The sequence below is a fragment of the Daejeonella sp. genome (assembly GCF_046590655.1).
Lineage (GTDB): Bacteria > Bacteroidota > Bacteroidia > Sphingobacteriales > Sphingobacteriaceae > Daejeonella.
In genome coordinates this window covers 1-11018 of record NZ_JBKJUM010000019.1, presented here as the reverse complement: position 1 = coordinate 11018, position 11018 = coordinate 1, and the positions used below count along the sequence as shown (strand labels likewise).

The following is an 11018-nucleotide window of genomic DNA, read 5'->3' as shown; positions in this document are numbered from 1 at the left end:
ATGAATGATGCGGAGGACTTCGCAAAGGAACTAACCGAAAATGATCTGGAAGAGCCAAAAACGATTGCTAAGTTAGAACCTCCTAAAGGTTCTAAACAAAAACAGCATCCAGCAAATCAGACTCATTATAACAAGTACGACCCTGATGCTAAGATCTCTGTAAAGCCAGGAAAAGCAGTTGCGTTGAATTATTTAGGTCAGGTTAGTGTAGATACCTCATCACACACCATCACCCATATCCAAGCTTTTCCTGCAGATATTCGAGATAGTGATTGTCTTCCCGAAGTAGTTCGTCACCTAAAAAGTAATCTTCAGGAGTTGGGCTTAAGAGTGGAGGAAATCATAGCAGATACAGGTTATAGCAGCGGCAAGGCGCTCCAGTCTCTCGAGGAGAATAATATTAAAGGATACATACCAAACCGTCCTCAGTTTATCTATAAAAGAGAGGACTTTTCATACCATAAAGAGGGCGATTACTATCAATGTAAAAACGATAAACACTTAACTTACCGCGGCACTTATCTGGCTGGCAAGTATTATAACAAAGAATATCGATTAGAGAGGACGGTTTGTAAAATATGTCCCTTTAGAGACACCTGTACGGCTTATGGCAAGCACGGGACTAAGATTCTGGCGTCAATTGACAGACCTTATTAGGAGAGAATGCACTTGAGGATGGAATCTCCTGAAGCCAGAATTATGATGAGGCAACGACAAAGCACAGTAGAGCCAGTTATAGGCACCTTGATAAACTTCCTGGGAATGAAACGGGTAAATACCATCGGGAGATCCCAGGCAAATAAATGCTTGACGATGGCAGCGATAGCTTATAATCTAAAAAAGCTATTGAAATACAATGACAGACTAAAAAGTGAACTAAAACAAGCAACCTTGACCCAAAAGAGTGTCCCATTTATCATAGGACTAATTGAAAGTCTGACAGTGAGCTTTATAAATGCATTTGGCGCAGATCCAAAATTGCTATACGAATTCAATCAAAAGAATAACGCATCATTTATTTAGCACAATCACCTAAAATCGGGTCATGTTGTGCAACGGTCACCTAAAGCAAAAAGTATGTGCACTTCCGCCGGCACGAGGCGGGAAAATTCACCCCGAAGGATCCTTATTTAACTCCGACGTCTCCCTCGTATCCCTCATCCCCACATAAACTATCAGCGACAAAAATATACAACCCGTGATATACCAATAAAAATACTCCTCATTCCCTATCCCCTTTAACCATAAGGCGACATACTCAGCGGTTCCGCCGAAAATGGCTACAGTAAGTGCATAAGGCAAACCCACACCAAGTGCCCGAACTTGTGCAGGGAAAAGCTCGGCTTTTACGACGGCATTAATACTGGTATAGCCGCTGACGATTATTAAACCGGCGAGGAGAAGAAAGAATGCCTCGTATTGGGAGGTAGTATGACTGAGTGTAGTGAGTAATGGGACGGTGAACAGCGTTCCTAGCACACCGAAGCCAATAAGCAAAGGCCGGCGACCGATACGATCCGACAAAGCACCGAAGGCGGGCTGCATGAGCGCAAAGATCAGCATACTCCAAAAGGAGATCAGGGTAGAGTCGCTTTTGCTGAGATTTACCGTGTTGACCAGAAACTTCTGCATGTAAGTGGTATAGGTGTAAAAAGCAAGAGTTCCGCCAAGGGTTAGCCCGATGACTGTTAATATAGCCCGCGGGTGTTTAAGCAATTCGCTGATGGTACCTTTCTTTTCGTCGGGCTTGTTTTTCTGCGCTTCGAAGGCATGAGTTTCGTGAAGGCTTTGCCGCAGGTAAAGGGCGACAAAAGACAGCAAAGCACCAATAACGAAAGGAATTCGCCAGCCCCAGTCGTGAAGCTCTTCTTCTGTTAAAAGCCAACGCTGCAAAATGAGCTGGATCCCGAGGGCAATCAATTGTCCGCCGATCAGTGTAACATATTGAAAACTTGAATAAAAGCCCCGGCGTTTCCTGCTCGCCATCTCGCTGAGGTAAGTTGCCGACACGCCATATTCTCCGCCAACGCTTAAACCCTGCAGCAATCTTGCAATCAGAAGTACTGTCGGAGCTATAATACCAATGTCATTATACGTGGGGATAAAAGCAATGAGAAGCGAGCCGAAGGACATCAGTAACACCGAAAGTGTCATGCTCCTCTTTCGCCCTACCTTATCCGCAATCCGTCCGAACATCCAGCCGCCTATCGGGCGCATCAGAAATCCCAAAGCAAATACACCTGCGGTATTTAAAAGCTGTGCCGTTTTATCCCCGGAAGGGAAAAAGGAAGCAGAAAAATATAGTGCGAAAGCAGAGTAGGCGTACCAGTCGTACCATTCGACGAGATTGCCGATGCTGCCGCCGATGATAGCTTTTAAGCGGGTTTTGGAGATTTTTTCTGGTTCCAGGGGAAATGATTTTCTTGCTAAATTAGGGATTTATTTCTCGCCTCGTGCCGGCGATGGGGCACATACTTTCCCTTCAGCTGGAAAGTAGGCAAAGAGCCGCCGCTGCGCCTGATGCTATGGAAGTTAGTGCAGGGGCTTTGCTTGTGCATTCCGCATCAGTCCTGCCTACCGGCAGGCAGGCAATGCGGAATGATGGTGAACGGGGATTCAGTGGTTTGGCCGTAGAAGCGTACCTAACGCCTAGCGATTGTAGTGGGGCTGGCCTTCGGCCTGCATGCATACGAACTAAAAGGAAGGCTGCTACGCTTGTGCGTCGCGCGCTCCCCTTTTTTCAAAGGGAGCTGTCAGCCTCTTCGGCTGACTGAGGGGTCTGGAAGCAATCTAATATAGACTTTCCGTCTTCGTAAGGTACGCTGAGTAGCTTCCTTTCATAAATATTCCGTCCTGGCAAGTTGCAGAGACAGAAGAAGTTATTTTAGGCGGCTACTCAGCGTACCTTTCGTTGCTGGAATTTCGTTTAAAAGTGCTTCCAGACCCCTCAGTCCCGCGAAAAGCGGGACAGCTCCCCTTGAAAAAAGGGGAGCAGGAAACGTACACATCGCTGTACCCTATCTTGCGATACGTATGCCCTGCGGGCCGCAGGCCAGCCCCACTACAATCGCTAGGCGTTAGGTGCGCTTCTAAGGCCCTAGCACTGAATCTCCGTTCTACTTTTATTCGCATCGGCTGGTGCGGATTGCACAGGCAAAGCCAAAACACTAACTTCCGAAGCAGCAGACGCAGCGACGGGATTTTTGCTTACTTTTTTTCCTGGAGAAAAAAGTAAGTGCCAGTCCGCCGGCATAAGGCGGAGGTAAATACCTGAGGCTTCGACCAAAAGCAAAAAGTATGTGCACTTTCCGCCGACTTGAGTCGGCTCAAATAAATTCACCTTCTCTCTTCAACAAGAACCTTTTCAATCCTCGTATCCTGGAGCCTGGGTTTTATACATGTAAAATAATAAATATTCTACAAATTAACACGATGGTATTTTAGTGCCATTTTTTGAATTATATTTAACTTCCAATTCTACTCAAATATGATTTTCCGTTTTATACTCCTGATTTTCTTCCTGATCCCAACCTTTTTAACCGCCCAAAAAAAACTCTCCATTACCTTCGATGATCTTCCCTTCGCTTGCATGTGCGAAACGCAGGCAGAGAAAAATGCCCTGACGGATAAACTTATTGCGACGTTTAAAAAGTACGACATTCCTGCGGTAGGCTTTGTGAATGAGCAAAAACTTTACACAAACGGTCTTGTAGATCCGGCGAAGACCGCATTAATACAAAAGTGGCTTGACGCGGGTTTGGAGCTGGCCAATCATGGCTATAATCATGTTAATATTAATGATATTACGTTGGCGCAATACAAGCAGGAAATCTTAAAAGGAGAGCTGGTGACAAAGGATCTTTCCAGAAAAGCAAAGCTGCCGTACCGGTTTTTCAGACACCCTTATTTATCGCCGGGCAATACGCTTGCTGATAGACAAGAATTGGATGCATTCCTCAAGCAGAACAAATATAAAATTTCACCGAACACGATTACTTACCAGGATTATACCTTTTCGGATGCATATGAAGTAGCGTTGAGAATTAATGATACCCTAAGTGCGCGACGCATCAGGGAAGCTTATATTCCTTATACGCTGAGTCAGTTTGCGGCTGCAGAAAAGCAATCTTCCGACCTTTTTTCGCGGGATGTGAGCCAAATATTAATGGTTCACGCCAATATGCTTAATGCGGATGCATTTGGCGATGTAGCTAAAGCACTTCAGGATGGCGGCTATTCGTTCGTAACTATAGACGAGGCTTTAAAAGACAAGGCTTATAGCCGTGCGGATACGACTAAAGGCCGGGCGGGAATCACATGGTTATCACGCTGGGCATCAGAAATGGGGAAAGGAAGTGACAGGTATGCCAGAAGTCCGGTACCTCAGCTTGTGCTCGATCTCGCCCGCCAAACGACTTTTAATCATGAAAAAGCTTCAGGCGGAACTTTGCCTGGCCTCCCTCCTTTTGTAGTGGTTGATAAGGTCAAAGAATTTAAAATTCTCTCCAGCGATGCTTTGATCATGACAGCAGGTGAAAAAACCGACCTCCACAATCCAGCAAGCGGGACAGCTTTCTTTAATAATGCGCCCAAATTTTTGTTTACTCCTGATAATGATTTTGACTTTTCTGCTAAAGTAAAACCTGATTTCGAGGGGCGTTATGATGGCGGGGCGATCCTGATTTACAGCGACCGTGATAACTGGGCAAAGATCTTGTTTCAAAATACCGGGGACAAACTCCTGCTTGGTAATTCAGTCGTGAAAAACAAAGTCACCGACGACAGCTATTTCAATATTCCTCAAAATCGGGAGGTTTACCTCCGCGTACGCAAGGTTGGCCGCGTCTTTACATTCCTAACTTCTCAGGACGGCAAACAATGGGATGTGGTCAGAGATTTCGTGTATCACAAAACGGACAATATGATGATTGGGTTTTATTCGCAGTCACCCATTGGAACGGACTGTGAAGTTGAATACTCTGAGATAAAATATACAGGGAAGGATTGAGGTCGGAAGTCAGGTCGGAAGTCAGGTCGGAAGTCAGAGGTCAGAAGTCTGATGGATTTCCGACAACACCCAGGCGTCTAGTTTCAGACCTCAGACATCAGACCTCAGACCTCTGTTAAGCGCCAGGCGTCAGACTTCCGACGTCAGACCTCAGTTATAAAGTACGTAGCTCTTCCTCATCTCCTTAAACTCACCCAATTGCGGTTCCCAGCTTTTACGGATTTCATCTTCTGATTTGCCTGCGATAATTTGATTTCTCAGTTTAGTGGTTCCGGCCAGGCGATCAAAATTGGCAGCCCTGAAGAAAGCACCTTTGTTAGGATATGCAGCGTAAAATTCTTTTAGCCAGGTAAGATTTATGCGGCCTGTGGAAGCGAAGATGCTCGTATCGTATTTGCGCAGGTCGAGGCCGTAGCATTCTTTATCCATGTGAGGAGGTTTTTCGCTCATCCCCGGGATGGACACCGGCTTGAATGAAAATTTATATTTCCCTTTAAGTTCCGGGTTTCCTAAAATAGTAAATGGGTATTGAGTTCCTCTACCCTGGCTGATTACTGTTCCTTCAAACAAGCATAGAGATGGGTACAGCAAAATAGATTGTTGAGTATTCAGATTCGGTGATGGAGCGATGGGCAAGGTATAAGGCATTCCGTGCTTGTAGTTTTCCATTTTGATCACTGTCAGCTTGCATTTAGCCTTGCCGGGAAGCCATCCTTCGCCATTGATCATACCGGCATACTCGCCGAAAGTAAGGCCATGGAGAATTGGAATGGCATGTTTACCTACGAAGGACTCCTGGTCAGCATCGCGCACCGGTCCGTCCACGTAACCATCATTTGGATTAGGACGGTCGAGCACAATTAATTCCACATTATTTTCAGCGCAGGCTTCCATAATATAATGCAAAGTTGAGAGGTAAGTGTAGAATCGCACACCAACATCCTGCATATCAAAAACCATCACATCAATTCCCTTCATATCTTCTTTGGTAGGTTTGTACTTGGAGCCGTAAAGGGAGATCAAAGGCACGCCGGTCTTCTCATCCGTTTCATCCCCGATCTTCGCTCCGGCACTCGCTTTTCCGCGGAAACCGTGTTCCGGACCGAAGCCCTTTACGACATTAACCCCCAGTTTTATCAGGGTATCCATACTAAGCTTACCATCTATAACAGATGTGTTATTAATGGAAAGAGCTACTCTTTTGCCTTTTAGCAGGGGCAGATATTTATTGGTTTGCTGGGCGCCGGTACGGATAGATGCTACGGATGGATTATCCGACAATACTGCAGTAGAATCACTGGTTGCAGTTTCTTTTGCAGGATTAGTACAGGCAAGGAGGATTGCGATTGGAAGGAGGAAGAGGGATTTAGTCATGGTGTTGGATTGTTAATTTTTAGTGGAAGAGTAAATTGGGGTATAAGGTAATAAAGATGCGGTTTTATTTTAAATGGAGAATCATTTTCGGGTATAGACGTTGACGTGAGGTCCCTTGCTGTGCTTCGGAATGAGGACGCTTGATAGAGGACCCGATTGCTATCGGGTGGAGATTTCTCCCTGCCGGCCGGCAGGCGGGCGAGCTGGGAAATTTTATTTTATAATACAAGTCCCCGACTCGTCGAAATGCGATTCCGATTAGTTACCCGTGACCATGAAATATACTTACTCCAAAACGAGTGGTATATTTCGAGGAGCAAGGAGAAAAAACATAATTTACCGGACACGTTACGCTCCGAGAAATCCCCATTGTCCCCACGGCCGACCCGTCATCCCGCAGCGCAGCAAGGGATCTTATGAGGGTTATTACACCTGCTATCATAATCACAATTCCGGTAACAAGTCGAATTAAGGAGAGATCCCTCACTCTGTTCGGGATGACGGACGTTGGGGGTGAGAAAATGAGAAATCTCCTCCCCCTAACCTTATCGGCATCGTCATCCCGAAGCATAGCGAGGGATCTCATTAACCCCTCAGTCCCGCAAAAACGGGACAGCTCCCCCCTGCCTACCGGCAGGCAGGTTGGCGGGGAGCAGGAAACGTACCCACCGCAACAAAACGCGCCGCAAGGGTTTATATGCTGGTGCGAAGGGCCAGCCCCTCAACACCAGCTAAACGTAGGGTCCGCTTCTAAGGCCCTAGCACTGAATCTCCGTTCACAGTCGTTCCGCATTGCCTGCCTGCCGGTAGGCAGGGCTGATGCGGTATGCTGAAGCCAAGCCCAAGTAGTTGCTTCAAAAGCATCAGGCGCAGCGGCGGGCGTTTTGCTTACTTTTTTTCCTGTAGAAAAAAGTAAGTGCCGTTCCGCCGGCATGAGGCGGTAACAACATAAACTCTTAACAATCTCCTAACCCTACCTAAACCTAATCACAACCTTCATTTCGTATCTTGCGTAATGAAAACCATTAATTATTTGAACCCCCTGAACTGGTTTCCCGGGATATCAAATCTTATTTTCAGGATTCGCATGACCTCATTTTATTCTCCTTTCAGGCAGGGATGTTATGGAAAGGGAAAACTGTACGCCGGAATTTCATGAGGATTTTGTATGCTATTCAGGGTACGGGCAACGGGCATTTAAGCCGGGCGGTGGACGTAGTACCATGTCTTCAAAAGCACGGGGATGTAGATATTCTCGTCAGCGGCAGCCAGGCTGACCTTACTCTACCATTTCCAGTAAAGTATAAGCTCTCGGGTTTAAGCTTTATTTTCGGAAAATCCGGGGGCGTTAGCTTATGGAGGACACTGGCCCGTACGAATATCGGGAAGCTTATTAAATCAATTAAGAATCTGCCGGTAGAGCAATATGATCTGGTGATCACAGATTTCGAACCGGTGTCGGCATGGGCATGCTATTTTAAAAATAAAGCCTGTATTGCATTAAGTCACCAGTCGGCTGTACTAGGTCCGGGTCTCCCCCAGCCGGATCATACAGATATGATGGGACGGCTGATTCTTAAAAATTATGCGCCTTCTAGTTCTCAATATGGTTTTCATTTTTCAGCATTCCGCGAGAATATCTTTACTCCTGTAATTCGTCGCGGCGTGCGTGAACAAAAGATTACAGACGCAGGGCATTATACCGTATACCTGCCATCGTATGATGATAAAAGATTAATAAATTTTTTGTCTGAATTTACAGACGTGACATGGGATGTGTTTTCCAAACATAATGCTAAAACTTCGACGGTAAAGAACATCACGATCCAGCCAATAGACGGAGAAAAGTTTACCGCCAGCATGGCCTCATCATCGGGTGTTCTATGTGGTGCGGGCTTTGAAACTCCGGCGGAAGCCTTGTTTCTCGGGAAAAAACTGATGGTTATCCCAATGAAAAACCAGTATGAGCAGCACCTTAATGCTGCTGCACTGCGGGCGATGAAGGTACCCGTTATAAAAAGTTTAAAACCTAAGTATAATCCTTTAATTTCACAATGGCTGAACAATAAGCAGTCTATTCCTGTTAATTATCCGGACAGGACACAGGAAATTATTGACATGATTGTTGAAAAACACAGAGCAGACACTACTTTTGAAAGTAATGAAGCTATGTTTATTTAAATAAGTTTTGATGGAAACTGAGGTGGGAGGTGGGCTAAACCGTGATCTGTTTGGAAAGAATTTCAAATGGGGTGTTTCTACTGCCGCATATCAGATTGAGGGCAGTCATGATAAGGATGGAAAAGGTAGTTCGATATGGGATACATACACCGAAAGGAAAAACAAAATTCTCAACGGACATCATGGCAGGATAGCCTGCGATTTTTATATGCGCCATCAGGAAGATCTTGCCCTGGTAAAAAAACTCAACATACCCAATTTCAGATTTTCTACTTCCTGGTCACGGATATTGCCTGAAGGAACCGGTACCGTTAATCAAAAAGGAATCGACTTTTATAACCGGATTATCGATACCTGTCTCGAAAATGGAACAGACCCTTGGCTTACCCTCTACCACTGGGACCTTCCGCTTGCGCTCGAAAAAAAGGGGGGCTGGACTAACCGGGATGTAATTTCATGGTTTGCTGAATTCACGGAGATTTGTGCTAAACATTTTGGCGATCGGGTAAAACACTGGATGGTTATGAACGAGCCAATGGTGTTTACCGGTGCTGGGTATTTTTTGGGTGTGCATGCCCCTGGCAGAACGGGTGCAAAAAATTTTATACCTGCAGTTCATCACACCGTATTGAGCATTAGCGAAGGGGGCCGCATTTTGAAAGATATGCTTCCCGCTGCAGAAGTTGGAACTACTTTCTCATGTTCTTATATTGAGCCTTATACTAAGCGCCCGAAAGATGTTAACGCCGCTAACCGGATCGACACCCTGCTTAACCGCATGTTTATTGAGCCTATCCTTGGCCTGGGGTATCCTGAGAAAGATCTTCCTTTTTTAAAGAAGATCGGGAGATATATGCATCCGGGAGATGAGGATAAAATGGTTTTCGATTTCGATTTCATCGGTGTCCAGAATTATACAAGAGAGATTGTGAGGAATTCATTCATAACCCCATATGTTCAAGCGTCTTTAGTGAAAGCCCGGAACAGGAATGTGCCATATACATCAATGGGATGGGAGGTGTTTCCTGAATCTATTTATGAGATGATCAGGAAATTCAATGCCTATAAAAATATTAAGAAAATTTACATCACCGAAAACGGCGCAGCCTTTACTGATCACCTGGTGGATGGTGCTGTTGATGATGTTGATCGCACGAATTATATCAAAGACAATTTGAAGCAGGTATTGAGAGCCAGAAACGAAGGCTTAAGTGCAGAAGGCTATTTCGTGTGGACGCTCACTGATAATTTTGAATGGTCTGAAGGATACCATCCAAGGTTCGGATTAGTTCATGTGGATTTTGAGACCCAACAAAGGACTATAAAATTATCAGGACATTGGTATTCCGGGTTTTTAGGCGGTGCAAACGATCAGGCCGCACCTGATTTAAATTGTGAAAATAGCACCTTAATATCAAGCATCGCTTCTAAATCCTGACTATCCAGCATATCCTCAATTTCCGGCTGCAGATCTAAAAAGCCCGATGGCTGATATTTATAAATACTCCACTCTCCCTGATGATATTCAAGCGCTGTCAGACTTTCTACCCAGTCGCCTGAATTGAGATATAAGACCTTCCCGTTAGCAGTAACAATCTCACGCATTTCAGGCTGATGAATATGTCCGCAGACTACATACTTATAGCCTTTATCTATAGCTAGGTCTGAAGCTGTATGCTCAAAGTCGTTGATAAATTTTACAGCATCTTTAAACCTCGCCTTTATCCGTTTGGAGAAACTCATCTTCTCCTTTCCCATGGAAGTAAGGCACCAGTTTGCAAAACTGTTTAACAAAATCAGCGAATCATATCCCACTGCCCCAAGTTTTGCAAGCCATTTGGAGTTCTGCATGGTAATATCAAACACATCCCCATGAAATATCCAGGCTTTATTGCCGTCCAGATTAAGAACCAGTTTGTTCTGCAGGCGAAAACTCCCAATCTTTAGATCAGCGAATTTGCGAAGCATTTCGTCATGATTCCCTGTAAGATAGTAAACAGGCACCCCTTCCGAAACAAATTTCATTAAACGCCTTAGCACTTTCATGTGCGATTCTGGCCAGTAAGATTTACTGAATTGCCAAATGTCTATAATGTCGCCATTAAGGACGATCTTTTTGGGTTTGATGCTTTTAAGGTAGCTGAGGAGCTCCTTTGCATGACAGCCATAGGTGCCAAGATGGATATCGGATATTACTACAAGGTCAACTTCGCGTTTCGGCATTCAGTATGGGTTTACCAAAGGAAGGGAGAAGAAGTGACGTGAATGTTAAGGGGGAGTTAAGGAATTAGCAAATGAAGAGAATTAGAGAATTAGTAAATGAGTAAATTAGCAAATAGGACGAGAATAATAATTAGCAAATGAGTGAATTTGAGAATTAGGCACTCATAATTTACGTTCATTTGCTAATTCCAATACTTGCTCAACGAGGTCTCCCCATAATTCGGTTTTTGGT

Annotated in this window: 10 protein-coding genes; 7 read left to right on the top strand and 3 right to left on the bottom strand. The window is 45.0% G+C overall.

What is annotated here, in order from left to right; all coding sequences use genetic code 11:
- Together ACLL8Z_RS01825 and ACLL8Z_RS01820 are read left to right on the top strand one after the other, a co-directional pair.
- Positions 1-657: transposase (locus ACLL8Z_RS01825; protein WP_411273042.1), on the top strand; the 657-nt coding region annotated here is incomplete at its 5' end.
- A gap of 6 nt (positions 658-663) precedes the next feature.
- A complete protein-coding gene (locus tag ACLL8Z_RS01820) occupies positions 664-1023 on the top strand; it encodes a transposase (RefSeq protein ID WP_411273041.1) in 360 nt (119 codons plus the stop codon).
- A gap of 87 nt (positions 1024-1110) precedes the next feature.
- On the opposite strand, the gene ACLL8Z_RS01815 is transcribed toward ACLL8Z_RS01820, so the two are convergent.
- Complete coding sequence (locus tag ACLL8Z_RS01815; protein WP_411273043.1) at positions 1111-2394, bottom strand: MFS transporter; 1284 nt, start codon at positions 2392-2394, stop codon at positions 1111-1113.
- 68 nt (positions 2395-2462) lie between these two features.
- Here ACLL8Z_RS01815 and ACLL8Z_RS01810 point away from each other — a divergent pair, with 68 nt between their 5' ends.
- Both ACLL8Z_RS01810 and ACLL8Z_RS01805 read left to right on the top strand, forming a co-directional pair.
- A complete protein-coding gene (locus ACLL8Z_RS01810) occupies positions 2463-2774 on the top strand; it encodes a hypothetical protein (RefSeq protein ID WP_411273040.1) in 312 nt (103 codons plus the stop codon).
- A gap of 713 nt (positions 2775-3487) precedes the next feature.
- Complete coding sequence (locus tag ACLL8Z_RS01805) at positions 3488-5008, top strand: DUF1349 domain-containing protein (RefSeq protein ID WP_411273039.1); 1521 nt, start codon at positions 3488-3490, stop codon at positions 5006-5008.
- A 150-nt stretch (positions 5009-5158) separates the two neighbouring features.
- Here ACLL8Z_RS01805 and ACLL8Z_RS01800 read toward each other — a convergent pair whose 3' ends face one another.
- Complete coding sequence (locus ACLL8Z_RS01800) at positions 5159-6382, bottom strand: exo-beta-N-acetylmuramidase NamZ domain-containing protein (RefSeq protein WP_411273038.1); 1224 nt, start codon at positions 6380-6382, stop codon at positions 5159-5161.
- A 416-nt stretch (positions 6383-6798) separates the two neighbouring features.
- Between ACLL8Z_RS01800 and ACLL8Z_RS01795 the strand changes: the two genes are divergently transcribed.
- From ACLL8Z_RS01795 to ACLL8Z_RS01785, 3 genes are all read left to right on the top strand, one after another.
- Entirely contained in the window at positions 6799-7215 is a 417-nt protein-coding gene (locus tag ACLL8Z_RS01795) for a hypothetical protein (RefSeq protein ID WP_411273037.1), read from the top strand.
- A 322-nt stretch (positions 7216-7537) separates the two neighbouring features.
- On the top strand, positions 7538-8563 hold the full coding sequence (locus ACLL8Z_RS01790) for a glycosyltransferase family protein (protein WP_411273036.1): 1026 nt from the start codon (positions 7538-7540) through the stop codon (positions 8561-8563).
- A gap of 10 nt (positions 8564-8573) precedes the next feature.
- Complete coding sequence (locus ACLL8Z_RS01785; protein ID WP_411273035.1) at positions 8574-10001, top strand: GH1 family beta-glucosidase; 1428 nt, start codon at positions 8574-8576, stop codon at positions 9999-10001.
- Here ACLL8Z_RS01785 and ACLL8Z_RS01780 read toward each other — a convergent pair.
- Positions 9935-10786 carry a UDP-2,3-diacylglucosamine diphosphatase gene (locus tag ACLL8Z_RS01780; protein ID WP_411273034.1) on the bottom strand — a complete coding sequence of 284 codons (852 nt, stop codon included), beginning with the start codon at positions 10784-10786 and terminating at the stop codon, positions 9935-9937. The two genes, ACLL8Z_RS01785 and ACLL8Z_RS01780, sit on opposite strands and share 67 nt — an antisense overlap.
- Positions 10787-11018 lie beyond the last annotated feature (232 nt).

Coding starts and splice junctions, on each gene's coding strand:
- ACLL8Z_RS01800 (WP_411273038.1), bottom strand. CDS start 6,382: ATGACTAAATCCCTCTTCCTCCTTCCAATCGCAATCCTCCTTGCCTGT.
- ACLL8Z_RS01780 (WP_411273034.1), bottom strand. CDS start 10,786: ATGCCGAAACGCGAAGTTGACCTTGTAGTAATATCCGATATCCATCTT.
- ACLL8Z_RS01790 (WP_411273036.1), top strand. CDS start 7,538: ATGAGGATTTTGTATGCTATTCAGGGTACGGGCAACGGGCATTTAAGC.
- ACLL8Z_RS01810 (WP_411273040.1), top strand. CDS start 2,463: ATGGGGCACATACTTTCCCTTCAGCTGGAAAGTAGGCAAAGAGCCGCC.
- ACLL8Z_RS01820 (WP_411273041.1), top strand. CDS start 664: ATGCACTTGAGGATGGAATCTCCTGAAGCCAGAATTATGATGAGGCAA.
- ACLL8Z_RS01795 (WP_411273037.1), top strand. CDS start 6,799: ATGAGGGTTATTACACCTGCTATCATAATCACAATTCCGGTAACAAGT.
- ACLL8Z_RS01805 (WP_411273039.1), top strand. CDS start 3,488: ATGATTTTCCGTTTTATACTCCTGATTTTCTTCCTGATCCCAACCTTT.
- ACLL8Z_RS01785 (WP_411273035.1), top strand. CDS start 8,574: ATGGAAACTGAGGTGGGAGGTGGGCTAAACCGTGATCTGTTTGGAAAG.